We start from the raw sequence: 23,564 nt of genomic DNA on the forward strand, positions 1-23,564 counted from the left end.
GCGGAAGAAATACGAAAAGTTTTTCGATCGTTTTCCGGATTCGGACGGGAACGAAGATTCGGGAGCGGATCAATTCAGCAGAATCTTGAGTTCTCCGTTATGTTTGCGGTAGTGGTCGTAGGCTTTCATGATCGCGTCGTAGAAAAGTTTTCCCTGCAGCCGGTATCCTTCGCGCGAAAGGTGCACCCGGTCGGCGTTGGCTATTCCGAGATCGGCCCATCGGCCCATTGCTCCGTCGCCGCCCGCTGCCGCGTAGAAATCCCAGACCGGCAGCCGGTACAGCGCCGCCTGCCGCAGAATGCATTCCCGCATGGCGCAGGCGTTCGGGTTGGGTTTCCGGTAGGTGCGGCCTTTGGAACGTATCCGTCTGCAGTGTTCCATCGGAGTGGTCAGCAGCAGAACGGAAGCGGGCATGTTCCGGCGGATCGAGTCGATCAGCCGGGTGATCTGAACGTCCGCGTCGGCCGGATCGAAAGACGCGCCGTAGCTGTCGTTCGTGCCGAGCGAGACGATTACCAGATCGGGGCACAGTCCAGATGCCTGGCGGACGATCTGCGGGTTGCGGTTAATGGCGGCGTAGGTGTTGCCGTTGATGCCGAAACTGTGGTACAGGACTCCGCTGCGACCGTTTTCGAGGGAAAAACCGTAAAAAGCCGAATGGGCGAACGACGAGTCCGCGACCGAAGCGCACAACCTGATCTGTTCGACCGGCCGGCTCAGCGGGATCAGCGTCATTTCGTCGTTGTCTAGGGCGGGACAGCAAATCCCGTCGGACAGCGAATCGGGAACCGTGAGCAGCGGCGCTTCGCGGTGGTGGAATGCCCAGATGCGGTCGAACGGTTCCTTGGTTTTGATATCCAGTTCGATATGGCGGTCGTAGGTAACGATCGACATGCCCGACATGCCCGGTTCTTCGGTTGCGGCGCGCGTGATGCAGTTGCTGCGGTTCCAACTGTTCGGCGAGGTGATCGCGTAATCCGGCGGTTCGTTCGTTCCGGCCAGCTTCAGCGGGACGATCAGGCCGCGCCCCGCATTGCCGAATTCGCGTTGGAGGTTTTCACGCACTTCGTTGGGGAAAAATCCGGCCTGGATATGCGAATCGCCGATTTGCAGGATCGAGATCACGGCTGTCGTATCCTTTTTTTCGAGTGCCTCCAGTTTTTGGAAAAGGGGTTCGAGCGCTGCGACGTTACCGCCGAGGCGGTTCGAGTCGGGACAGATGATTTCCGGATAACAAGAGTCGGCCGGCTCGGCGGAATCCGCCTGCGCGCGCGCGGTAAACGCCGTGCCGCACAGCAGCAAAGTCAGGATTGTTTGCAGGTATGGTATTCCTTTGAGGATCATGGTTGTGCGAATTCGTTTGTCGTGAAGGTCGTATCTGCGTCCGCGTCTGAATCCGTTTCCGTCTCCGTTTCGATGGTTCCGGGGATCGTATCGTTCCGGTTGTAATGCAGCATCTCGTTTTTCCGGCGTTCCTCTTCGATCCGGTCCCGGCGCTGCTGCTCCGCTTCGACTCCCTGCATCCAGTTCCCGACCAGTTTCCCGGCGATGAATTTTCCGCCGGCGTAACCCAGGTGGGTGTAGTCTTTCGCCGCCCAGTTCTTGCGGACGAACTCGACCATGCTGTTTTCGCCTCCCATCGCTTCGAAAGTGTTCCAGAATGCGACGCCCGTTTCCCGGGCGGCGTTCCGCTGCGCTTCGATCATTCCCCGCACGGCGGGCATCGTGACGAATTCCCCGTCGCGTTGCGTACTGCGGTCGCAGACGCCCATGACCAGTATGCTGCTGTTCGGGAAACAGCGTTTCATGTAATTGATTACCTTTATGAAAGCCTTTTCATAGGAGCCGTAATGCAGGACGTCGGCCGACATGACGTTCAGGCCGTATTGCAGGATAATCAGGTCGTACCCGCGCATGGCGCCGATTCGCGCGTTGACTGCGGCGTTGGTTCCGAACAGGGCTAGTCCGCTGTTGCCCCGGATCGAATAGTTGTCGAGACTGACGCCGTTTTTGTTTTCGAAAACGATCCCGTAACCGATGAATCCCGCCGGATTGGCGATCCGGACTTCGAGCGAACGGATCGGGGTGTGGATGTCGATCTGCTGGACTTCCGGGCCCGGTTCGGGGTTGTAGACTTTATGGATCGTATCGTTGATCGTTACATGGATCGTCGTTCGTTCGCGGTTCGTAAAGATCAGCCGGGCGACCGACGCGCGGTCGATGTGCTTGCGGAACATGACGCCTTTCATTTGCACCGAAGCGCTTTCGTCGGGGATGCACAGGCTGCCCGATACGAAAAATTTATCTCGGTACTCTTCGGGAGCCTGCCGGGCGTTTTTTACGTCCAGCGTCGTCCAGCCGTCGAACGTGTGGCGCACCGTTCCCCGGAACTGGGCGATCGGCGACGAAAACGGCACGAATCCTACGCCCCCGCCGCCGTACAGATCTTGCAGTTGTTCCCGGATGTCGGCCGTGATGATATCTCCTTCGATGAACGAATCGCCCAGCACCGCGATCCGTACCGGGCGTTTGCCCTCTTTTTTCAACAGAGCGTCGTAGAAATGGAGCATCGACGGGCCGTCCGTTCCGAAATCTTCGAGGAATCCGATCCGTTCGACGACCGGTGCGGGAGGTTGCTCCGCCGCGCTGTCGCCGCGCTGCACCTCTGCGGATGACTCGTGTCGGGAATCGTCCCGGGTATGGGGAACCGTTGCCTGAACCGTCCGTGCGTTCGTCTGTGCCGTTTGTTTTTCTGCCTGCGAATCTGCCGCCGCCCGTGCTTCGGCCTCGAGCGCTTCTCCTTCCGCCAGGAAGGTAGTGTCGAAATAGAGATTGGTTTCCGGAATCGGTTCGTGTTCGTCCTGGATCAGATCGGACAGGATATTGATCTTTTTCAAGGTCGTTTTGCCGAAGGTGACTTTCGGAATCCGGGATATGCCCAGCAGAAAGAGGATGACAAAAACGGTGATCAGAAAGCTCCGACCCGTATAATCTTGTTTTCGATTCATAGACGCGAAGGTTCAAAACCCGTTGCGAAGTTAATAAAAATCATTCGTACGGCCCTATACGATTTCCCTTTTTCTTTCGGCCCGATCCGCCGTAAAAGCAAAAAGCGGCCCGACAGGCCGCTTTCGGTTGTCAGAGTGAGGTTTTTGCGCTTAGACTTTTGCCTGCCCTCTTTTTTCCATCGGAATGAATTTCTTTTCGGGTCCGACGTTCCGGTAGGCCGGGCGAATGATCCGTTTGCTGTCGAAGTTCAGTTCTTCGATCCGGTGCGCGGCCCATCCGGTGATGCGGCTCATGGCGAACAGCGGGGTGAAGACTTCGCTCGGGAGCCCGATCATTTCGTAAACGAATCCGGAATAGAAGTCGACGTTCGCGCAAACTCTTTTATTTACTTTGTTTCCTTTGAAATTCATGAAGTTTTCGACGGCGCGCTCTTCGAGCAGTTCGAGGAAAGCGAACTCCTCTTCGCGGCCTTTCTCCCGGGCCAGATCGCGGGCCATCTCCTTCAGCAGCAGCGCGCGGGGGTCGGAGATCGTATAAACGGCATGTCCGATGCCGTAGATCAGCCCGCATTTGTCGTATACCTCTTTGCGTAGCATTTTCTGCAGGTAGTCGTCTATTTCGGAGACGCTTTTCCAGTTGCGGATATTTTCTTTCAGGTGGTTGAACATGCTTACGACTGCGAGGTTGGCTCCGCCGTGCAGCGGCCCTTTCAGCGACCCGATCGCCGCGGCGATCGAAGAGTAGGTATCGGTGCCCGACGAACTGGTCACGCGGACCGTAAACGTGGAGTTGTTGCCGCCGCCGTGTTCGGCATGGAGCATGAGGGCCAGATCCAGCGTCCGGGCATCCAGAGCGGTATAACCTCCTTTCAGCATGTACAGAAAATTCTCCGCGACCGAAAGGTTCTCTTTCGGGAAACGAATGTGCAGCGAACGTCCCTGGTTGCTGTGGCGCATGATGTTGTACGCGTAAGCGATGATGGTCGGGAACTTCGAGATCAGGTCCACCGACTGGCGCATCAGGTTGTTCCGCGAAGTGTCGTCGGGGTTTTCGTCGAAGGTATACATCTCCAATACGCTGCGGGCCAGGATATTCATGATGTTCTGGCCCTCCAGGTCGAGGATGTTCATTTTGGTCTTCTGGGTCAGCGGCATGCACTGGTGCACCATGTTGCTGAAAGCGGCCAGTTCTTCTTTGTCGGGAAGGTAGCCGGATAGCAATAGGAATGCGGTTTCTTCGAAGCCGAACCGTTTTTCGGCCAGAATGCCCCGAACCAGGTCTTCGACGTCGATGCCGCGGTAGATCAGCCGTCCCGGGATCGCTTTGAGTCCTCCTTCGGGCAATTTTTCGTAACCTACCACGTTTCCGATTTTAGTCAACCCGACCAGCACTCCGGAATGATCTTCGTTGCGAAGTCCCCGTTTTACGTTGTATTCGGTAAAAAGTTCGTTATCAATACGGCTGGTCGTTTTAATCGATTCCGACAATCTGCTGATTATGCATTCCTTTTCCATCTTTATCCTCCTTTATTATCAGTTCAAGCCTCGCAATTTATAAAAAAATTTTGTAATTTACTATCGCCGGAAACGATCCGGTCGTTCTTTTCGGATTTTTTCCCGATCCGGGGTCGAGGTAGCCGATACGGGAACAAGCCACAAGTAGTTACAGGGATGTCCTCCGGTCTGGAGAACCCGCAGTTTGCCCGTAAAACCGGCGTCGGAAAAATGGTCGTCCGGTGTTAAAAATAGTGTACGGGATTGCCCTCGATGGCCGAGAGCAGGTTGTTCGCCAGCGAGCTGGCGCCGATCCGGAAACGTTCCGGCGTAAGCCACTCCTCGCCCAGGATTTCCTGTACGATCGTGTAGTAAAGCGCAGCGTCTTCCGGGGTCGAAATTCCTCCGGCCGCTTTGAATCCCACCTTGCGTCCGGTTTGTGCGGCGAACAGCCTGATGGCTTCGCACATCACTACCGCCGCTTCGGGAGTCGCGGCGACCGAAGCCTTGCCGGTCGAGGTTTTGATGAAATCGGCTCCGGCGAGCATGGCGATCACGGCGGCCCGGTGGATCAGTTCCGGCTCGGCCAGGATGCCCGATTCGAGGATCACTTTCAGGGTGATCTCGTCGCCGATCTCCTTACGGAGCGTTTCAATTTCGTTGCCCATCAGGTCGTATTCGCCGTTGAGAAACTCTCCGATGCTGATAACGATGTCGATTTCGTCGGCGCCGTTCTCGACGGCCATCGCCGTTTCGAGCATTTTGACCTCCAAGTAAGTCTGCGAAGCGGGGAATCCTCCCGTTACGCTGGTGATCGCCATTTTGGAGTCGCTGATAACCAGGCCTGCCGTTTCGACGAAAGCCGGGTAGATACATACCGATGCGACGCCCGGGATTCCGGAGAAACGATTCGGAAATTCGACGGCTTTCGTGACGAACCGTTCGATCCGCTCGTGCGAATCGGTGCTGTTCAGCGAAGTCAGGTCGATGAAACCGAAACAGCGTTTATAGACCTCCGTATTCCGGTTCTTTTCCGCGAGGGGACGGATACCGGCAACGATTTTATCGACCTGTCCGGCCGGGAGTCCGGCGCCGAACTTTTTCAGATTATTGCTGTATTCCATCTTCGGGGCGGTTAAAAGGTTTCCTTTGCAAAGATACGCATTTTCCGGCGATTTTTCAATAGTTTCCGGGGGGAGGAATCGGTTTGGCCGCATTCCGCCGGGTCGGAAGGACGGGGCGGCTTTCCGACGGAATTTTCGAAGAACGGTAAGATTTTCCGGGCCGGCAGGATAATTTGCGGTACGGAGAAATAAAGTCGGGCCGTTCGATGCGGAGCGGCCCGGCGTACGTAAACGGGTATGAAAACGGTCGTTTCCGCCGTTTCGAGCAAAATTGCGGCGCGAAAAACGAACGGCCGCGCGGCGATTACAAAATAAACGACAGCCCGACGTTGATCTGCTGAACCCGGGGGCCTTTGCCGTCTTTGAAGAGCGTGGAACGGTAATATGTCGCCGAGATGGCGAAATGGTTGTAGCCGATGTTGAGGGTGTAGCCGTAATGAAAATTACGCAGTCCGAAATTGCTGTGGTTCTTGAATTTGCCGCTCAGCCGCGGGTCGGAAGCTTTGATTTTGGAGTGCGTCCCCATCCGCCATCCGCCGACCATGCCGGCGTTGATAAAGAAGTCGTTGCGGCGCCCCATCTGGAATTCGACCAGCAGCGGAACATTCAGGTAGCAGGTGTATAGTTTCGATTTGCTCAACCGGATGTGTTGTTCTTCGTATTGATAGTCGGGGACGGTGACGCCGTTTTCCTGTTTCAGCGCGATGTTGTTGTCGAAACGGAAGTTATTGAATTCGACGCCGATCCCGGTCAGCAAGCCTACGTGCCTGCTTTTCAGTAGCGTATAGTCGATTGGATTCAGCGTGACTCCGATCGATTTGGCGCTTTGGGACAGGTATTGCGCGTCGTCCGGAAGCTGCATGTCTCCGAGGTTGGTGATCAGGCCGCTGTAATGGATGCCGATCCCGGCCCAGTGGCCGTCGTTCCACAGCAGTTTGCTGTGACGATCCGAGTTCGATTTTTGGGAAAAGTTATTGACCGCGACGACGAGCTTGCTTTGGTTCGATCTGCTTTTCGATCTGTCGGGGCGTCCCTCTTCCAGGACGAACGTTTCGCGTTTCTGGGAGACGGTATCCGTGTTTTGCGCCTGTGCCGGACAGATGATATAACCGATGAACAGCGTCGAGAGTAGCGCTTTTTTAATCATGAGCTTCCGTTTTTTGTATTTTGTTGCCGATCCGTAGGATGGATGCAATTTCGATTCCGTGTTCGTTTTCGGTTCGGTAAGTTTTGATCGGAATGATCGGATCGAACGGGGCGAACAGCGAAATCAGGTTGAATTTTTTGGGTTCGGCGCTCTTTTCCGCGCCGGCCTGCGTCTTTGCGCCCGGAGTTCCGGAGATTTCCGCGCCGGTCTTGAGCGCCGCCAGGGCGATCGGTTCGCTCGTCGGCGCGATCAGTTGCGGTTCGCTGCCGATCAGCTCCGACAACGGCTGAATGCGCTCGGGCTGTACGGCCTGGGCGTTCGTCCGGGACGTTGTCGGGACGTTGGTCCGGAGGGCGATGCGGTTGCCGGACGCGGCTCGTTGCGGTACGGCGGCGGCCAGTTGCGGGATGTCTTGTTTCTCTTCGCTGCCGCCCGTGCTTTCCGAAGCGGTCCATTCGTCCTGTTCGGCCGGAAGCTCTTCGCGGAAAACCTCTTTCGCCCGGTCGGCGAGCAACTGCTCCTTCTGCGACGAATGGCTGTCGACCAGCGTAAACAGTCCGATCAGCAGCGATGCCGCCGCCGCTCCGCCCAGAAACGACGTGATCCGGCCGAAGCTCATTGTTTTTCCTCCCCGCAACAGGGAGCGTTTGTCGGGGTAAACGATCTGTTCGGCGACCATTACCGGCATGTCGTCCTGCAAAGACGCGATTTCGCGGGCTATGTCCGCATGCCGGGTAAGGAAGGATTCGAACGAGGCGCGCTCCTCCCTGCTCAGATTACCTTCGATGTAATCCAAGGCCCATTCCTGGTAATTATCCGGACCGATTTTCATTACAAAATATTATTTATGTCTCCAATGTTCTTTTTCAATGCCACCCGCGCCCTGAAAATGTAGACTTTCACCTGCGCTTCGGTCAGATGGGTCATTTCCGCCATCTCCCGGTAGCTGTATCCTTCGTAATCCCGCAACAGGATCAGGGATTTCTGCATCGGCGGGAGTTCGTTCAAATAGTGTTCGAGCATTTCCCGTGCGTTGTTATATTCTCTTTCCGCCGGGGAGTGTCGGTTTTTCAGCAAGGTTTCGTCGCCGGTGTAACGCTTTTCGAGACGAACATGATCTACGATCAGCCGGTACGCTATGGTAAAAAGATAGGACTTCTCTTTTCCTTCGATGACGGCTTCCCGGTTTTCCCACAACCTCAGAAAACTCTCCTGGACAATATCTTTCGCCTGCTCGTCATTGCGTAATGATTTCAGTATGAAACGGTATAAATTATCGGAATATTGTCTGACACATTTATCGTATTCAGAAACTGTCATTAAGTCCGGTATTTGTCATTACAACGTATTTTCAGCGCAAAAGTTACAGTCGTTCCGCGTTAAATCAGCCGATTCCCGTAATCGTGTATTCGATCTCCTTGAAGAGATACCGGTGCATTTGTCCGTCGCGGTGTCTGACCTCCAATTCGCCGGTCGGAAGAACGCCGCAGATCGTCCCCTCGAAACGGACTTTCGTCCGTCCGTCCACAAACGAATGCGTCTCGCCGAGGCGGTAAAGCCTGGCGGCGTAGTCCGTATCCATCGCCGCGTACCGTTGTTGCTGCAACTGCCCGTAGCGGAAACTCATTTTTTCGTAAAATAGTCTAAAAACTTCCGCCCTGTCCAGCTTCCGGCCCGCGGCGACTGCGAGCGATGTCGGATTCGGCAAGGCCGGATCGAATTCGGTTTGGTTGACGTTGATCCCGATTCCCACGACCGAACGGGAAAGAAAATTTCCCGCCAAATCGTTTTCGATCAAAATGCCGGCCACTTTCCGTCCGTCGATGTAGATGTCGTTCGGCCATTTGACCTGCGGCCGGACGCCGAAGCTTTCCACCGTGTCGCATACGGCCAGCGATACGGCTTTCGACAGGTAAAATTGCTGCGCGGTTTCCAGGAATCCGGGGCACAGTACGACCGAGAAAGTCAGGTTCGCTCCGGCGGAGCTGCTCCAACTGTTCCCGCGCTGTCCGCGTCCGCGGCTTTGCCGTTCGGCGATAACGACCGCTCCGGCGTCGTAGCGCGGGTCGCGGGCGACGTCGTTCGTCGACGTCGTTTCGTCGAGGTAGGCGAGCGTGAATCCGACCTGCCCGGCGAATCGTTCGAGTTCCTGTTTTATTCCCATGATCGGTTATACGGATACATTGAATTCCCGCAGGGCGTCGTTCAGCGTCGTTTTCAGGTCGGTCGAGGCTTTGCGCTGCCCGATGATCAGCGCGCACGGAACCTGGTAAGTTCCGGCGGGGAACTGCTTCGTGTACGAACCGGGGATTACGACCGAGCGGGGCGGAACGTACCCTTTGTAAATTTTCGGTTCCCGACCCGTCACGTCGATGATCTTGGTCGAACCGGTAATCACCACGTTGGCGCCGAGCACCGCTTCGCGGCAGATATGGGCCCCTTCGACGACGATGCAGCGGCTGCCGACGAAACAGTTGTCCTCGATAATCACCGGGGCCGCCTGTACGGGTTCCAGCACGCCGCCGATCCCTACGCCGCCGCTCAGGTGGACGCGTTTGCCGATCTGGGCGCACGAACCCACGGTCACCCACGTATCGACCATCGTCCCTTCATCGACGTAAGCGCCGATGTTGACGTACGACGGCATCATGATTACGCCGGGGGCCAGGTAGGCTCCGTAACGGGCCGTAGCCTGCGGTACGACGCGGACGCCCAGTTCGCGGTATCCGGTTTTCAGTTTCAGTTTGTCGTGAAACTCCAGCGGGCCGGCTTCGATCACTTCGATCTGCTGGATCGGGAAGTAGAGGATGACCGCTTTTTTGACCCATTCGTTCACCTGCCACGTTCCGTCGGCGAGCGGTTCCGCCGTCCGCAGCTTTCCTTTGTCGAGCAGGTCGATCGCGTCGCGGATCGCCTGTTTGACGCGCTCGTCGCCGAGCAATTCCCGGTTATCCCAAGCTTTTTCTACCGTTTTTTTCAATTCTTCGCACATATCCGTTCTCCGTTAAGGTATGATCGCAAAGTTAAAAAAATCTGTCGGATTCCGGGAAACAATCCCTATTTTTGTGCACTGCCCGTCCCTTGGGGCGGACGGCGGAACGATTCAGATATGAGAACGATAGAACTGACCTATCCCGTTGCCCGGCGGGACGATACGACGGACGATTATTTCGGAACCGAAGTGGCCGATCCCTACCGCTGGCTCGAAGACGACCGTTCGGACGAAACCGTCCGCTGGGTGGCGGCCGAGAACGAAGTGACCCGCCGCTACCTGTCGCAGTTTCCGGAACGCGACCGGATCGCCGCCCGGCTGGCCGAATTGTGGGATTATCCGAAGTACGGGATTCCGGAACGCCACGGCGATTCCCGTTTTTTCTTTGAAAACGACGGGTTGCGGAACCAAAGCGTTTTGTACCGGCAGCGGGACGGGAAGGGCCCCGAGGTATTCCTCGATCCGAATACGCTGTCGGAAGAAGGTACGGTCGCGCTGACCGGCGTGTCGTTCTCGCGGGATAATCGTTACATGGCTTTTTCGGCGGCCGAATCGGGTTCGGATTGGGTGGAGCTTCGCATAAAGGAGCTCGCTACGGGAGACCTGCTGCCCGACCGCATCCGTTGGGTCAAATTCTCCGGAGCCGTATGGAGCGGAGACGGGTTTTATTACAGCGGGTACGACCGGCCGGCTCCGGAAAAGGCGCTGTCGGCCTGCAACCACTCTCAAAAAGTGTTTTTTCACCGGATCGGGACCGATCAGTCGGCCGACCGCACGATATATTGCGACGAAGAGCATCCGCTGCGCTACCTGACTGCGGCGGTTAGCCGGGACGACCGGCAGCTCTTCGTTACGGTCGCCGAGGGAACCTGCGGCAACGAAGTGCTGTACCGCGACCTTTCGCGGCACGACCGGACGTTTCGCAAGCTGTTCTTCGGGTTTACCGGCGATTATGCGCTGGTTTATGCGCAAGACGACCGGGCGATTTTCCATACGAACCAGGGAGCGCCGAACGGTCGGCTGTTGCAGGTGGATTTCAGCGCCGGTTATCCGGAGATCACCGAACTGTTGGCCGCATCCGATCGGCAGTTGGTCGCGGCGTCCGTGGCCGGCGGGGCGTTGTTCGCGCATTACCTCGATCGCGCGCACAGCGCCGTCGTGCAGTACGACCTGGGAGGCCGGCCGGTGCGGGAGGTGCGGTTGCCCGGCATTGGGACGGTAACCGGTTTCAGCGGCGGAGACGTTCCGTCCGAGATATTTTATGCTTACGCTTCGTTCACGCAACCGCCGGCCGTTTACCGCTACGATCCGGCGACCGGGGCTTCCGAGCCGTACCGGATTTCGCCGGTGAAGTTTTCCCCGGAGGAATTCGTCGTCGAACGGCACGAATACGAGAGCCGGGACGGAACGCGCGTTCCGATGTTCCTGGCGCACCGCAAAGAGCTGGAACGGAACGGAGAGAATCCCGTTTACCTGTACGGATACGGCGGTTTCAACATCAATCTGACGCCGGGTTTCTCGCCGTTGGCGGTGCTGTTGATGGAGCAGGGCGGCATTTATGCGGTGGCGAACCTGCGCGGCGGCGGCGAGTTCGGGGAACGGTGGCACCGGGCGGGTATGCTTTCCGCTAAGCAGAACGTGTTCGACGACTTTATCGCGGCCGCCGAATACTTGATCGACCGGAAATACACCGCTCCGCATAAGTTGGCGATCGCCGGCGGTTCGAACGGCGGCCTGCTCGTCGGCGCCTGCATGGTGCAGCGGCCCGACCTCTTTGCCGTGGCGCTTCCGGCCGTCGGCGTGATGGACATGTTGCGCTACCATAAGTTTACCGTCGGTTGGGGCTGGGTCGTGGAGTACGGCAGCAGCGACCGCCCGGCCGATTTCGAATACCTGTACCGTTATTCGCCGTTGCACAATATCCGGCCGGGGACGTGTTATCCGGCTACGCTGGTCACGACCGCCGATCACGACGACCGGGTGGTGCCGGCGCACTCGTTCAAGTTCGCCGCGACGTTGCAGGCCGCGCAGGGATGCGACCGGCCGGTGCTGATCCGGATCGATACCGCCGCCGGGCATGGCCTCGGCAAGCCCACCGCGAAAAGGATCGACGAACAGGCGGATGTGCTCGTTTTCCTGTTCCGGAATACCGGTACGGAGGTAAAATGAACGGGGAGTTCCGGTATCGTCGCCGGAACTCCCCGTTGTCGTTCGTATCGAAATCCTACATCATTTCGACCCAGCTCATGAACGGGAACGGTTTTTTCTCGGACTTCATCGCGTTTTTGAAATATTTGATCGTGCGTACCAATCCTTCTTCGATCGGCACCAGCGGTTCCCAGCCCAGCCTCTGGCGGGCATAGCGGATGTCGGGGATCGCATGCTGGACGGAATCGGCCGTTAGGTTCAAGCGCACCGTTTTAGACGAGCTGCCGGTCAGGTTCACCACGTCTTCGGCCAATGCGTCGATTCGCATCGGGTCGATTCCGCCGATGTTGATCGGTTTCGACAGGTTGCCGTCGGTTCCCATCATCCGTACCAACGCTTCGACCGCGTCGTCGATGTACAGGAAGCAGCGCGTCTGCGTTCCGTTGCCGCGGATCGTGATGTTTTCGCCGTAAAGGGCGTTGCGGATAAATCCGGAGATCACTTTGCCGTCGTTCAACGCCATACGCGGGCCGTAAACGTTGAACAGCCGGGCGATCCGCGTGTCGACGCCGTACTGGTTGTGGTAGGCCGTAAAAAGCGATTCTGCGGCGCGTTTGCCCTCTTCGTAAGCGCTGTGTTCGCCGACCGGGTTCACGTTGCCGCGGAACTCTTCCGGGACGGGGCCCGACTGGATCAGGCCGTATACTTTCGAGGAGGAGGCGTGTACGATGCGGGCCCGCATCCGCTTGGCCACTTCGAGCACGTTGATCGATCCGACGAGCGAGGTTTTCAGCGCCATCACCGGATCGTGCATGTAATAGACCGGCGCCGACGGGCAGGCCAGGTTGTAGATGCAGTCGACCTCTTCGAAGTAGGGGAATGTGATGTCGTGCCGGATCAGGTGGAACTGCGGGTTGTGCAGCAGGTGTTCCACGTTCTGGCGGTTGCCCGTGACGAAATTGTCCACCGCGACCACTTCGTGCCCGTCCGCCAGCAGACGTTCGCACAGGTGGCTGCCGATGAAACCGGCTCCGCCGGTAACGAGTATCTTTTTTTTCATGATTGCATAAAATGTTTAAAACGGATTAAGCAAGAACCGTTCCAAGAGATTTTGTGGATTTGCGAAGATGGCCGTTCGGCAGACGTTTGTAATGCAATATGTTGTTGTACATCATATTGATTGGCATCGATTCGGGTTTTATAGCCCGCTACTCCCGATCGTAGCCGTAATTTTTGAACAATGGTCGAAATAACGAAAAGCGTTTTACCCGAACGGTAAAACGCTTTTCGTTTCGGATGCCGGATCGACTCCGGCAAATAATGCGAGAAAGCTTAATCTTTCAGTTTGGCGGAAAGGAATTCGCGGTTCAACCGGGCGATGTGGGCGATCGAGATCCCTTTCGGACATTCCGCTTCGCAGGCGCCGGTGTTGGTGCAGGCCCCGAATCCGAGTTCGTCCATCTTAGCGACCATCGCTTTGGCGCGGCGGGCCGCTTCGACGCGGCCCTGCGGCAGCTTGGCCAGCGACGAAACGCGGGCGGCGACGAACAGCATCGCGGAACCGTTCTTGCAGGTGGCTACGCAGGCGCCGCAACCGATGCAGGCGGCCGCGTCCATGCTTTCGTCGGCATCCGGTTTCGGGATCGGAATCGTGTTGGCATCGGGCACGCCGCCGGTATTGACCGAAATGAAACCGCCGGCCTGCAGGATCTTGTCGTAGGCGCTACGGTCTACGGCCAAGTCCTTGATTACCGGGAAAGCGCGCGAACGCCACGGTTCGATCGTGATGGTATCCCCGTCCTTGAACTTGCGCATGTGCAACTGGCAGGTGGTGATGTCGGTATCGGGTCCGTGCGCATGACCGTTGATGTGCAACGAGCACATGCCGCAGATGCCTTCGCGGCAGTCATGGTCGAACACGACGGGTTCTTCGTTGTTCTGGATCAGCTTGTTGTTGAGGATATCCAGCATTTCCAGAAACGAGGTGTCGGGGGAGATGTTTTCAACGGTATAGTCGACGAACTTCCCCTGCGCGTGGGCGTTTTGCTGACGCCATATCTTTAATTTCAAATTCATTGTCTTAACGTTTTACCTGTTTGACTCAATTAATCCTTGTAGTTGCGCTGGGCCAGATGCACGGTTTCGAATGCCAGCGGTTCTTTGACCAGTTCCGGTTCCTTGTCCTTGCCGGTATATTCCCATGCAGCCACGTATACGTAGTGTTCGTCGTCGCGCAGCGCTTCGCCTTCCGGGGTCTGGTACTCCACGCGGAAGTGACCGCCGCAGGATTCGTTCCGGTTCAGGGCGTCGCGGGCCATCAGTTCGCCCAGTTCGAGGAAGTCGGCCAGACGAACGGCCTTCTCGAGTTCCTGGTTGAACTCTTTGTCGGTTCCCGGCACGCGGACGTTCGCCCAGAACGACTTGCGCAGCGCCTGAATTTCGACGATCGCTTTTTCGAGGCTCTCCTTGCTGCGGGCCATGCCGACGTTTTCCCACATGATGTGTCCCAGCTTTTTGTGCAGGTCGTCCACCGTCTCTTTACCCTGGATCGACAGCAACTTGGCGATCTTTTCGCGGACGCCTTTTTCGGCTACCTCGAATTCGGGCAGGTCGGTCTTTATTTTCGGAGTCTGAATTTCGTGCGAGAGGTAGTCGCCGATCGTATACGGCAGTACGAAATAGCCGTCGGCCAAACCCTGCATCAGCGCCGATGCGCCCAGACGGTTCGCGCCGTGGTCGGAGAAGTTGGCCTCGCCGATCGCATACAGGCCGGGGATCGTGGTCATCAAGTTGTAATCCACCCAGATACCGCCCATCGTATAGTGCACGGCCGGATAGATCGTCATCGGTTCTTTGTAAGGATTGACGTCGGTGATCTTTTCGTACATCTGGAACAGGTTGCCGTAACGTTCGCGGATCGTCTGTTCGCCGAGGCGGTTGATTGCGGTCGAAAAGTCGAGGAATACGGCCAGGCCGGTCTCGTTGACCCCGAAGCCGGCGTCGCAACGCTCTTTGGCGGCGCGCGACGCCACGTCGCGCGGCACGAGATTCCCGAAGGCCGGGTAACGGCGTTCGAGGTAATAGTCGCGGTCTTCTTCCGGGATCTGCGAAGGTTTCAGTTTCTTCGCGCGGATCTTTTCGACGTCCTCTTTTTTCTTCGGAACCCAAATGCGGCCGTCGTTGCGCAGCGATTCGGACATCAGCGTCAGTTTCGATTGTTGCGTTCCGTGTACCGGGATACAGGTCGGGTGAATCTGCGTGAAACACGGGTTTGCGAATACGGCGCCTTTCTTATAGCACTGCCATGCGGCCGAACCGTTCGAGTTCATTGCGTTGGTAGACAGGAAGAAAACGTTTCCGTAACCGCCGGTGGCGATCACTACGGCATGCGCGCCGAATCGCTCGATTTCGCCGGTTACCACGTTGCGCGTGATGATACCGCGGGCTTTGCCGTCTACGATGACCAGGTCGAGCATCTCGTGACGCGGGTAGCTTTTCACGCTGCCTTTGGCGATCTGGCGGTTCAGCGCGGCGTAAGCGCCGAGCAGCAACTGCTGTCCGGTCTGGCCGCGGGCGTAAAACGTACGCGAAACCTGCGCGCCGCCGAACGAACGGTTGTCGAGCAGTCCGCCGTAATCGCGGGCGAACGGAACGCCCTGTGCGACGCACTGGTCGATGATATGATTCGATACCTCGGCCAGACGGTATACGTTGGCTTCGCGGGCGCGGTAGTCGCCGCCCTTGATCGTATCGTAAAAAAGACGGTATACCGAGTCGTTGTCGTTCTGGTAGTTCTTGGCGGCGTTGATGCCTCCCTGCGCGGCGATGCTGTGCGCGCGGCGCGGGGAGTCGCTGATGCAGAATACCTTTACGTTATATCCGAGTTCGCCGAGCGAAGCGGCTGCGGATGCGCCGCCCAGTCCGGTACCCACTACGATAATGTCGAGTTTTCTCTTATTGGCGGGGCTGACCACTTTGATTTCAGCCTTATGCTTGCTCCATTTGTCGGCCAGCGGGCCCTGCGGAGCTTTCGATTCTAACTTTACCATATCTTATTTTTTGTTTTTTTATTTCTAATTGGTGCAATCAAATTAGTAGCAGAACCCGCCGCACAGGCTGCGCAGGTAGAAAACGACTACGACCAGAGCGAAACCGAGGAAAACGACGGTCGCAAAGACGTTGGCCAGGCATTTGAGGCGTTTCATCCAGATCTGGTTGTCCCATCCGATCGTCTGGAAGGCGCTCCAGAAACCGTGCGTCAGGTGGAACCAGATGGCCAGGAACCAGATCAGATAGATCAGGCAGTAGACCGGGTTGCTGAACAGGTCGGCGATGTAAGCCGCTCCGTCGGTCGGCCCGAACGCTCCGAGCGAGTGGTCTCCGATGATTTCGGCGAACTGCATGTTATACCAGAAGTTGTAAAGGTGCAGCAGCAATCCCAATACGACGACGAGTCCCAGCACGAACATGTTCCGCGAAGCCCAGGTTACCGATTTCGGCGTAGCTTCCACGGCATAGCGCTGCGTGCCCCTCGAACTGCGGTTGTGCAGCGTCAGGATCGATGCATAGATGATATGCACCACGAAACCGGCGGCCAGGATCAGCGTCCCGGCGAGTGCGTACCAGTTCGCTCCCAGAAATTCACAGATCGCATTGTAGGCCTCGGTGGAAAATACGGCTGCAATGTTCATCGACATGTGGAACAACAGGAACAGGATCAGAAAAAGACCTGAGATGCTCATAATCAGTTTCCGTCCGATTGTAGATGTAAACAGATTGCCCATAAGTAAAATGAAATTTAGTGATTTTGGTTATTTACGCATTTCGTGTACTTCCGAAAAAACAGAGTACAAAGTTATCCCATTGTTTTTTAAATAACAATCTTTTGACGGAATATTCTGTCCGGAGTTTTAATTTTTTTGAAAAAAACGGTATCTTCGGATTCCGTTTTTAAACCGGATTTGGAGTATGGAGTCGAAGAGTGCGTTACGCCGGATCGTTCGCGATCGCGGAGAACTGTACGACGGGCGGACGCGAGCCGCGATGTCGCAGCGGGTCATGGAAGCCGTCGGCCGTTTCCCGCCGTTCGCCGATGCCGCGAGCGTGGCGCTTTATTGGTCGCTGCCTGCGGAGGTAGATACACATGCTTTCGTCGAAAAATGGGCCGTCCGCAAAAAGGTTTACCTTCCGGTAATGCGAGGCGACGGACTGTCGCTCAGGAAGTTTACCGGCCGAAACGAACTGCGGGAAGCCCGTTTCGGGATCAGGGAGCCGGTCGGGGAGGAAGAGACCTGCCTGCGGCGGATCGACCTGATCGTGGTTCCGGCCATGGGGTACGATCCGTACGGAAACCGTCTCGGGCACGGCAAAGGATTCTACGATCGGTTGCTGACGCGCGAAGGACCGCTGAAAATCGGCGTTTGTTTCGAATACCAGTTTTTCGAGCATGTTCCCGCCGATGCGCACGACGTGCCGGTCGACTGGGTCGTATGCGGGTCGGAACGGGAGGCGCGCTGGTACCGGGACGGCGCTTTACGGTCTTTATAATTCGTTCGTATCCCGCGAAATTCGGAAACCGTTCGCAAAAATCCGCTATCTTTGCATTCGGTACGCCGTCGAAAAAACTTAAATGCGAATCATGATGGATGGAAAAACTTATATAGTCCGGTCGCTGAAATACCTCGTGTGGCTGTTGTTGCTTTTTACGCTGGTCTTCACGCTGATGCTGGCGACCGGGACGTCGCGAGCGGATGCCGGGCGCGATCTGGCCGAACTGTTCGGGTCGCAGCGGGGACGGCTGATGTTGGCTGTGATCGTCGTCGTGGCGGCTTTTTATCCGAAATTCGGGTTTGCCCGGCGGACGGTGGCGGCCGATTTTACCGGTGACCGGGAGTTGATTCTCAGTACGTTCCGGGCAAACGGTTTTTCGCTGGTTCGGGAACAGGACGGGACGATGGTCTTCCGGGCTTCGTCGCCGCTGAAAAGGGCTTTGCTGCTGTGGGAAGACCGGATCGCCGTAACCGATGCGGGCGGTTCCGTCGTGTTGGACGGCATTCGTAAGGAGGTCGTGAAAGCGGAGTTCCGGCTCCGGTCGCACATCGAAAACTGACCGGTTTTCGGAAATGCGTAAAGATTTGGTTGTAAATAATATGATTCGTATTCCCGCTTTGGGGATAAAAAAATGAGCGGACGGGGCATACCGCTTTGTTTTTTACGAACGTTAGATAAGGAAATGTTATAAAAATGGAAAGAGTGTATAAGCGACTCAAATACGTGTTGGCGATCGGTGCGATCGTGGCGGCAGCGGGATTTTCGCTGGCTGCGTCGCGTCCCGATTTCGCGCTCGGACGGAATATCCAGATCCTGTTCAACATGTTCCGCGAGGTCAGTCTCTCTTATGTCGATTCGGTCGATACGGACAAACTGCTCGAGGACGCTGCGGCCGGCATGGTCGAGAACCTGGACCCTTACACCGAACTGATTCCGGAGAATAAAATGGCCGATTTCGAAATACAGACGACCGGCAAGTACGGCGGTATCGGGGCCCTGATCCGCAAGAGCGGCGATTACGTGGCGATCGCCCAGCCGTACGAGGGTTTTCCGGCCGATAAGGCGGGGCTGGTTATCGGAGACAAGTTGTTGGCCGTCGACGGCGAGAACCTGAAAGGGTACGACGTTTCGAAAGTTAGCGAATTGTTGAAAGGAACGCCCGGCACTTCGATGAAACTGACCGTCGAGAAACTGCTGACGGGCAATCCGGTCGATGTTTCGGTCAAGCGGGAGCGGATCGTGATCTCAGGGGTACCTTATTACGGCGTGATCGACGGCGATGTGGGTTATATCTTGCACGACGATTTCTCGGAGGATTGCAGCGACGATATGCGGACCGCTTTCGAGAAACTGAAAAAACAGGGGATCACTTCGCTGATCATCGACCTGCGGGGCAATGGCGGCGGCATTTTGCAGGAAGCCGTGAAGATTCTTTCGATGTTCGTGCCCAAAGGCACCGAAGTCGTGTCGATGCACGGCCGCACGAAATCATCCGACGCGACGTTCGTGACGCAAGCCGAACCGCTCGATACGCAAATTCCGATCGCCGTGCTGGTGAACAGTATGACGGCCTCTGCCGCCGAGATCGTGTCGGGAGCGTTGCAGGATCTCGACCGTGCCGTGCTGGTCGGACAGCGGACGTTCGGCAAAGGATTGGTGCAGACTCCGCGTCCGCTGGGGTACAACGCTTTCCTGAAAGTGACTACCGCGAAATATTACATTCCCAGCGGCCGTTGTATCCAGGCGATCGATTATACGCACCGCAACGACGACGGCAGCGTGGGGCTGGTGCCGGATTCGTTGATTCGGGAGTACGAGACCGCCGCCGGGCGGAAAGTGTACGACGGGGGCGGCGTAATGCCGGACGTCCGTCTCGACCCGGTCTATACCAGCCGTTTCACGATGGCGCTTTACGGCAAAGGATATATCGAGGATTTCGCGAACGATTACTACAAACGGCACCGCGAAGGCGTGGATGCGGATACGTTCGAATTGCCGGACGGGGAATACGGTCTTTTCGTCGCTTTCATGCAGGACAAGGAGATGGATTTCGAGTCGGAAACTCAGGAAGCCGTCAAAGATCTGCGTAAGAAAGCCGAGCGGGAAAAATACCTCGACCGAATCTCCGGCGAACTCGACGCGATCGGCGAAAAACTGAAAGACGATAAAAATACCGACCTCGAATTGTTTGGCGACGAGATTCGTAAGCTGATCGGCGACGAGATTATCTTGCGTTACCATTACGAGACCGGAGTCGCCCGTCATACGGCGCTGCACGATCCGGAAGTACGACAGGCCGTCGAAGTGCTGAAAGACCAAAACCGTTACCGGCAGATCGTGACTTCGCAGGATACTCCGCGCAAGTAGCTTTCCGGGACGATTCGCAAAACACAGGGGACATCGGGTTCCCGTAAAACTATGAAAAAAAGAGCGCTGCATAAGATGCTTTCTTTTCGGAGCCGGGTGGTCATCATCGTTCTGGGGATGGTGATCGGGATCTCGTCGCTGTTGTTTACCAACGACATGGCGCGCCAGCTCCGGGAGAAAGAACAGAACGAGGTGGCGATCTGGGCGGCGGCCTTCCGCGAGCTGGGGGCCGACCCGGGGAACCCCCTGTTGCTGTCGATCATCACCACGCGCAACAACATTCCGTTCATTCTGACCGACGGGGCGTTGCGGGTGGAGTATTCGCATCTGATTCCCGATTACATCCTGAATCATCCGAACCTGTTGCGCGACAAGCTCGACCAGATGACGAAGGTCAATCCGCACCTGAAGGTGCAGACGCTGTACAACGAGACGCTGTATATCTTTTTCGACGAATCCCGGCTGCTCAAGACGCTGGTCTATTTCCCGTACATCCAGTTGCTGGTGATCATCGTGTTTGTCGTGTTCGGATACATCACGTTCCGTTCGACGAAGCAGGACGAGCAGAACCGCGTCTGGATCGGGCTGGCGAAGGAGACGGCCCACCAGTTGGGTACGCCGACCTCTTCGCTGCTCGGGTGGCTCGAATACCTGAAAACCCAGAACATCGACCAGACCGCCATCGACGAGATGGGCAAGGATATCGTCCGGCTGACCAAGGTGGTCGACCGGTTCTCGAAAATCGGGGCCGCGACTCCGCTCAGCGAAGGGGTGATCAACGAGATCGTCGGCAACAGCGTGATCTATTTCCGCACGCGCGTACCGAAGAACGTCACGCTGACCTATAACGGGCTGGCGATGGCTCAGCAAAAGGCGATGATCAACGAAGCGCTTTTCGAATGGGTGATCGAAAATCTGTTGAAAAACGCGATGGACGCTTTGTCGGGAACCGGGACGATCGACGTCAAACTCTCCAGCGACGCCAACTGGATTTACGTCGATGTCCGGGACAGCGGCAAGGGGATCGCGAAGGGGAATTTCAAACGGATCTTCGAACCCGGTTTTACGACCAAAACGCGCGGTTGGGGGCTCGGACTTTCGCTCAGCAAACGGATTATCGACGGATACCACGGCGGTAAGATCTTCGTGCTCGATTCCGAGATCGACAAAGGAACGACCATCCGCATCGCCCTGAAAAAAATCTATTCATAGACCGGTATGATGGAGTCCCGCTACGTTGCCGATTGCGACTGTTACCTTCCGGAAATCGAGCCGCTCGAAGGGGCGAGCGTTCCTTCGCAGGCCGATATTTTCGGCGTGTCGGGGACAGTGGCCGAACGGCCGGACGGGTACGATCCTTTGGCGCTGCCCGCCCTGCAGCCGCACCTGACGGACAGTTATGCTTACCAGGGAGTCGTGCTGGCCGTGTTCATGGTTTTCTGTTACCTGATCCACAGCTACCGGAGCAGTATCGGGATCGTGTTCAAGATCCTGACCGGGCGGGTTTCATCTGACAAGGTTTACGACGAGTATCCGTTGTTTTTCCGCAAGTTCCTGTCATGGACGGCTCTGTGGGGGATGCTGCTGATCGGCGGGCTGTTGATTCGCTACGGCGGACTGTACGGCGTCGAGGGGTGGTTGCCCCGGCAAATCCCTTTTGCGACCGACCTGGCCTGCCTGGCCGTGCTGTTTGCCGCCGCCGCCGTTGCGGTTTACCGCAAGATCGTGACGCGGATCATCGGCGGAGTGATCCGGAACGATCTTTTTTTTGAGAAACTCCGGTTCACGATCCGTATTTTTTCGTCGTTTATATATATCCTGCTGACTCCTCTTTTTTTGGTCGTAGCGCTCACCGAAGGCCCCGGAATCGACCGGCTACTGCACGGTACCGCCGTTTTCGCCGCTGCGCTCTATCTGCTGTATTTGGCGAAAAGTTATCGTTTCTTTGTGGCGCGGGATGTTTCAATTCTGCAATGGATTTTGTACCTTTGTGCCGTCGAATTGTTTCCGATAAGCTTTTTCGTGCTTGTTGTAGCCAGAAATTGCTGAGTGTTTTTCCGAGGAGGAGGAGCAGTTCCGTCTCACGGCGGAGTTATCAGAAGAAGCTAACTATAAACAAGTTATTGTTTTGAAAATTAAAAATGTTTTAGTCTCGCAACCGGCTCCGGTCATCGCCGAGAAATCTCCCTTTCATGAGATCGTGCTCAAGCACCGCGTGAATGTGGAATTCCATCCGTTCATTAAGCTGGAGGGGGTCTCCCTGAAAGAGTTCCGCAGCCAGCGGGTGGATATCCTGGCGCATACGGCTGTTATTTTCACGAGCCGCGTTACGATCGATAATTTCTTTCGGATTTGCGAGGAAGCCCGCGTTACGATTCCCGAAACCATGAAATATTTCTGCAATACGGAGGCGATCGCCCTGTACTTGCAAAAATATATCGTTTACCGCAAGCGGAAAATCTTCTTTGCCGAAGGGACTTTCTCTTCGCTGGTCGAACTGATCGCCAAGCACAAGGACGAGAAATTCCTGCTGACGCTTTCCGAGCCGCACAAGCCCGAGATGCCGCTGGCGATGGAGAAGATGAAACTTCAGTTCGGCAAGGTGATCCTGGCCCGTACGGTGAGCGCCGACCTGGATGCGGTCGATGTCCGCAAGTACGATCTGTTGGTCTTTTACAGTCCGTCCGAGATCGCCTCGCTGACCGGAAAATTTACGCTCGGGGAGAACGCTCCGAAAATCGCGACGTTCGGCCACGGGACGGCCAAGGCCGCGCTGACCGAAGGACTGACCGTCCATGTGATGGCGCCTACGCCCGAAGTTCCGTCGATGACCAAGGCGCTCGATATTTATATCCGGAAAATCAATGCCGGAGAGGAGGTTCCGCCGGTGACGCTTGAGGAGCGGTCGCCCGACCTGACTTTCATCGAAAGTTCGAAATACGCCAAAGGCAGACGGGTGCGCACGGCCGCCAGACCGGGAGCAGCTTCCGGCGAACAAGCGTCGTCCGCGCTGAAAAAAGCCTCGGTAAAAACGGCAGGGGCCGCAACCAAAAGCGCCGGGAAATAGCCCGGCGGGAATGATGGAGAGTTCGGATCATACGTTTCCCCGTGCGGAGCGGCTTCGGTCGCGCAAGCAGATCGCCCGCCTGTTCGAAAAGGGCGAAAGCGGTGTCGTCTACCCGATCCGTTACGTATTTCTCACCGGGGAGGACGATGCCGGCGACGCGACGGACGAAGGCGGGCTGTCGGTGCTGGTTTCCGTTTCGAAGCGCAATCACAAACGGGCCAACGTGCGCAACCTGTTGAAACGCCGGATACGGGAGGCTTACCGCCTGAACCGGAATCCCCTGCGGGAGATCTCGGGAGGCGGACGGTTCAACCTGGGCCTGTTGTATGTTTCCAAAGAGATAGCCGATTATACGTCGATCGAAAATGCCGTGCAGAAGATCATCCGGAACCTTTCCGAAAGGATTTAAGGGGCTTATTTTAGCCCCTTTGCTGGGGTTGATCTGGATATATCGTCATTGCATCTCTCCTTTTACGCCCCCTTCCTGCCGTTTCACGCCCACCTGCTCGGAGTACTGCGCCGAAGCCCTGCGAAAGCACGGCCTGTTCAAGGGGAGCTATCTGGGCCTGAGGCGAATTCTGCGTTGCCATCCGTGGGGAGGAAGCGGTTACGATCCGGTTCCGTAAACGGAACGGACGGACTTCCCGGAGCGATTTTAGTAAGCAAT

The 23,564-nt window shown here is 56.5% G+C and carries 22 protein-coding genes; 9 read left to right on the top strand and 13 right to left on the bottom strand.

Annotation, left to right across the window (positions count from 1 at the left end; translation table 11 throughout):
• Positions 1–69: 69 nt before the first annotated feature.
• The 9 genes from GFH31_RS07885 to GFH31_RS07925 all read right to left on the bottom strand — a co-directional run bounded on the left by GFH31_RS07885 (position 70) and on the right by GFH31_RS07925 (position 9,765).
• Complete coding sequence (locus GFH31_RS07885; protein WP_055202826.1) at positions 70–1,344, bottom strand: GDSL-type esterase/lipase family protein; 1,275 nt, start codon at positions 1,342–1,344, stop codon at positions 70–72.
• Entirely contained in the window at positions 1,341–3,008 is a 1,668-nt protein-coding gene (locus GFH31_RS07890) for a hypothetical protein (protein ID WP_101571949.1), read from the bottom strand. Before GFH31_RS07890 ends, GFH31_RS07885 begins: the two co-directional genes overlap by 4 nt.
• A 150-nt stretch (positions 3,009–3,158) precedes the next feature.
• Positions 3,159–4,523 (bottom strand): citrate/2-methylcitrate synthase, encoded by a 1,365-nt coding sequence (locus GFH31_RS07895; RefSeq protein WP_118655531.1) that lies wholly within the window; start codon positions 4,521–4,523, stop codon positions 3,159–3,161.
• A 224-nt stretch (positions 4,524–4,747) separates the two neighbouring features.
• Positions 4,748–5,626 (bottom strand): deoxyribose-phosphate aldolase, encoded by an 879-nt coding sequence (deoC, locus tag GFH31_RS07900; protein WP_153497749.1) that lies wholly within the window; start codon positions 5,624–5,626, stop codon positions 4,748–4,750.
• A gap of 304 nt (positions 5,627–5,930) precedes the next feature.
• A complete protein-coding gene (locus GFH31_RS07905) occupies positions 5,931–6,773 on the bottom strand; it encodes an outer membrane beta-barrel protein (protein WP_055202818.1) in 843 nt (280 codons plus the stop codon).
• Complete coding sequence (locus tag GFH31_RS07910; protein WP_153497750.1) at positions 6,766–7,605, bottom strand: hypothetical protein; 840 nt, start codon at positions 7,603–7,605, stop codon at positions 6,766–6,768. Before GFH31_RS07910 ends, GFH31_RS07905 begins: the two co-directional genes overlap by 8 nt.
• Positions 7,605–8,093, bottom strand: coding sequence for an RNA polymerase sigma factor (locus tag GFH31_RS07915; protein ID WP_118457107.1), 489 nt, complete (start codon positions 8,091–8,093; stop codon positions 7,605–7,607). Before GFH31_RS07915 ends, GFH31_RS07910 begins: the two co-directional genes overlap by 1 nt.
• A gap of 64 nt (positions 8,094–8,157) precedes the next feature.
• Positions 8,158–8,937 carry a biotin--[acetyl-CoA-carboxylase] ligase gene (locus GFH31_RS07920; protein ID WP_118457105.1) on the bottom strand — a complete coding sequence of 260 codons (780 nt, stop codon included), beginning with the start codon at positions 8,935–8,937 and terminating at the stop codon, positions 8,158–8,160.
• A 6-nt stretch (positions 8,938–8,943) separates the two neighbouring features.
• A complete protein-coding gene (locus GFH31_RS07925) occupies positions 8,944–9,765 on the bottom strand; it encodes a 2,3,4,5-tetrahydropyridine-2,6-dicarboxylate N-succinyltransferase (RefSeq protein ID WP_055202810.1) in 822 nt (273 codons plus the stop codon).
• A 117-nt stretch (positions 9,766–9,882) separates the two neighbouring features.
• Here GFH31_RS07925 and GFH31_RS07930 point away from each other — a divergent pair, with 117 nt between their 5' ends.
• Positions 9,883–11,934, top strand: coding sequence for a prolyl oligopeptidase family serine peptidase (locus GFH31_RS07930; RefSeq protein WP_101571943.1), 2,052 nt, complete (start codon positions 9,883–9,885; stop codon positions 11,932–11,934).
• Positions 11,935–11,989: 55 nt separating this feature from the next.
• Here the strand turns inward: GFH31_RS07930 and GFH31_RS07935 are convergent, their stop codons facing one another.
• The 4 genes from GFH31_RS07935 to GFH31_RS07950 all read right to left on the bottom strand — a co-directional run bounded on the left by GFH31_RS07935 (position 11,990) and on the right by GFH31_RS07950 (position 16,697).
• Positions 11,990–12,973 (bottom strand): NAD-dependent epimerase/dehydratase family protein, encoded by a 984-nt coding sequence (locus GFH31_RS07935; RefSeq protein ID WP_101571941.1) that lies wholly within the window; start codon positions 12,971–12,973, stop codon positions 11,990–11,992.
• Between the two features lie 272 nt (positions 12,974–13,245).
• Positions 13,246–13,989, bottom strand: a complete 744-nt coding sequence (locus tag GFH31_RS07940; protein WP_055202803.1) for a succinate dehydrogenase/fumarate reductase iron-sulfur subunit — start codon at positions 13,987–13,989, stop codon at positions 13,246–13,248.
• A 29-nt stretch (positions 13,990–14,018) separates the two neighbouring features.
• On the bottom strand, positions 14,019–15,962 hold the full coding sequence (locus tag GFH31_RS07945; RefSeq protein WP_101571939.1) for a fumarate reductase/succinate dehydrogenase flavoprotein subunit: 1,944 nt from the start codon (positions 15,960–15,962) through the stop codon (positions 14,019–14,021).
• 42 nt (positions 15,963–16,004) lie between these two features.
• The gene (locus GFH31_RS07950; protein WP_055202801.1) at positions 16,005–16,697 is read right to left on the bottom strand and encodes a fumarate reductase; all 693 of its coding nucleotides are present in this window, start codon (positions 16,695–16,697) and stop codon (positions 16,005–16,007) included.
• Between the two features lie 184 nt (positions 16,698–16,881).
• Here GFH31_RS07950 and GFH31_RS07955 point away from each other — a divergent pair, with 184 nt between their 5' ends.
• From GFH31_RS07955 to yidD, 8 genes are all read left to right on the top strand, one after another.
• Positions 16,882–17,460, top strand: a complete 579-nt coding sequence (locus GFH31_RS07955) for a 5-formyltetrahydrofolate cyclo-ligase (protein WP_055202799.1) — start codon at positions 16,882–16,884, stop codon at positions 17,458–17,460.
• A 91-nt stretch (positions 17,461–17,551) separates the two neighbouring features.
• Positions 17,552–18,022, top strand: coding sequence for a hypothetical protein (locus tag GFH31_RS07960; RefSeq protein WP_228385737.1), 471 nt, complete (start codon positions 17,552–17,554; stop codon positions 18,020–18,022).
• Positions 18,023–18,156: 134 nt separating this feature from the next.
• Positions 18,157–19,830 (top strand): S41 family peptidase, encoded by a 1,674-nt coding sequence (locus GFH31_RS07965; protein WP_153497751.1) that lies wholly within the window; start codon positions 18,157–18,159, stop codon positions 19,828–19,830.
• Positions 19,831–19,881: 51 nt separating this feature from the next.
• The gene (locus tag GFH31_RS07970; protein WP_055202794.1) at positions 19,882–21,042 is read left to right on the top strand and encodes an ATP-binding protein; all 1,161 of its coding nucleotides are present in this window, start codon (positions 19,882–19,884) and stop codon (positions 21,040–21,042) included.
• Between the two features lie 6 nt (positions 21,043–21,048).
• Positions 21,049–21,879, top strand: coding sequence for a DUF4271 domain-containing protein (locus GFH31_RS07975; protein ID WP_153497752.1), 831 nt, complete (start codon positions 21,049–21,051; stop codon positions 21,877–21,879).
• 79 nt (positions 21,880–21,958) lie between these two features.
• Positions 21,959–22,897 (top strand): uroporphyrinogen-III synthase, encoded by a 939-nt coding sequence (locus tag GFH31_RS07980; protein WP_118457101.1) that lies wholly within the window; start codon positions 21,959–21,961, stop codon positions 22,895–22,897.
• A 10-nt stretch (positions 22,898–22,907) separates the two neighbouring features.
• A complete protein-coding gene (locus GFH31_RS07985; protein WP_228385738.1) occupies positions 22,908–23,306 on the top strand; it encodes a ribonuclease P protein component in 399 nt (132 codons plus the stop codon).
• Positions 23,263–23,523 (top strand): membrane protein insertion efficiency factor YidD, encoded by a 261-nt coding sequence (yidD, locus tag GFH31_RS07990; protein ID WP_101571933.1) that lies wholly within the window; start codon positions 23,263–23,265, stop codon positions 23,521–23,523. Before GFH31_RS07985 ends, yidD begins: the two co-directional genes overlap by 44 nt.
• The last annotated feature ends 41 nt before the right edge of the window (positions 23,524–23,564 follow it).

The organism is Alistipes sp. dk3624, from assembly GCF_009557455.1.
GTDB classification, from domain to species: domain Bacteria; phylum Bacteroidota; class Bacteroidia; order Bacteroidales; family Rikenellaceae; genus Alistipes_A; species Alistipes_A hominis.

Coding starts and splice junctions, on each gene's coding strand:
- GFH31_RS07885 (WP_055202826.1), bottom strand. CDS start 1,344: ATGATCCTCAAAGGAATACCATACCTGCAAACAATCCTGACTTTGCTG.
- GFH31_RS07890 (WP_101571949.1), bottom strand. CDS start 3,008: ATGAATCGAAAACAAGATTATACGGGTCGGAGCTTTCTGATCACCGTT.
- GFH31_RS07895 (WP_118655531.1), bottom strand. CDS start 4,523: ATGGAAAAGGAATGCATAATCAGCAGATTGTCGGAATCGATTAAAACG.
- deoC (WP_153497749.1), bottom strand. CDS start 5,626: ATGGAATACAGCAATAATCTGAAAAAGTTCGGCGCCGGACTCCCGGCC.
- GFH31_RS07905 (WP_055202818.1), bottom strand. CDS start 6,773: ATGATTAAAAAAGCGCTACTCTCGACGCTGTTCATCGGTTATATCATC.
- GFH31_RS07910 (WP_153497750.1), bottom strand. CDS start 7,605: ATGAAAATCGGTCCGGATAATTACCAGGAATGGGCCTTGGATTACATC.
- GFH31_RS07915 (WP_118457107.1), bottom strand. CDS start 8,093: ATGACAGTTTCTGAATACGATAAATGTGTCAGACAATATTCCGATAAT.
- GFH31_RS07920 (WP_118457105.1), bottom strand. CDS start 8,937: ATGGGAATAAAACAGGAACTCGAACGATTCGCCGGGCAGGTCGGATTC.
- GFH31_RS07925 (WP_055202810.1), bottom strand. CDS start 9,765: ATGTGCGAAGAATTGAAAAAAACGGTAGAAAAAGCTTGGGATAACCGG.
- GFH31_RS07930 (WP_101571943.1), top strand. CDS start 9,883: ATGAGAACGATAGAACTGACCTATCCCGTTGCCCGGCGGGACGATACG.
- GFH31_RS07935 (WP_101571941.1), bottom strand. CDS start 12,973: ATGAAAAAAAAGATACTCGTTACCGGCGGAGCCGGTTTCATCGGCAGC.
- GFH31_RS07940 (WP_055202803.1), bottom strand. CDS start 13,989: ATGAATTTGAAATTAAAGATATGGCGTCAGCAAAACGCCCACGCGCAG.
- GFH31_RS07945 (WP_101571939.1), bottom strand. CDS start 15,962: ATGGTAAAGTTAGAATCGAAAGCTCCGCAGGGCCCGCTGGCCGACAAA.
- GFH31_RS07950 (WP_055202801.1), bottom strand. CDS start 16,697: ATGGGCAATCTGTTTACATCTACAATCGGACGGAAACTGATTATGAGC.
- GFH31_RS07955 (WP_055202799.1), top strand. CDS start 16,882: ATGGAGTCGAAGAGTGCGTTACGCCGGATCGTTCGCGATCGCGGAGAA.
- GFH31_RS07960 (WP_228385737.1), top strand. CDS start 17,552: ATGATGGATGGAAAAACTTATATAGTCCGGTCGCTGAAATACCTCGTG.
- GFH31_RS07965 (WP_153497751.1), top strand. CDS start 18,157: ATGGAAAGAGTGTATAAGCGACTCAAATACGTGTTGGCGATCGGTGCG.
- GFH31_RS07970 (WP_055202794.1), top strand. CDS start 19,882: ATGAAAAAAAGAGCGCTGCATAAGATGCTTTCTTTTCGGAGCCGGGTG.
- GFH31_RS07975 (WP_153497752.1), top strand. CDS start 21,049: ATGATGGAGTCCCGCTACGTTGCCGATTGCGACTGTTACCTTCCGGAA.
- GFH31_RS07985 (WP_228385738.1), top strand. CDS start 22,908: ATGATGGAGAGTTCGGATCATACGTTTCCCCGTGCGGAGCGGCTTCGG.
- yidD (WP_101571933.1), top strand. CDS start 23,263: ATGCCGTGCAGAAGATCATCCGGAACCTTTCCGAAAGGATTTAAGGGG.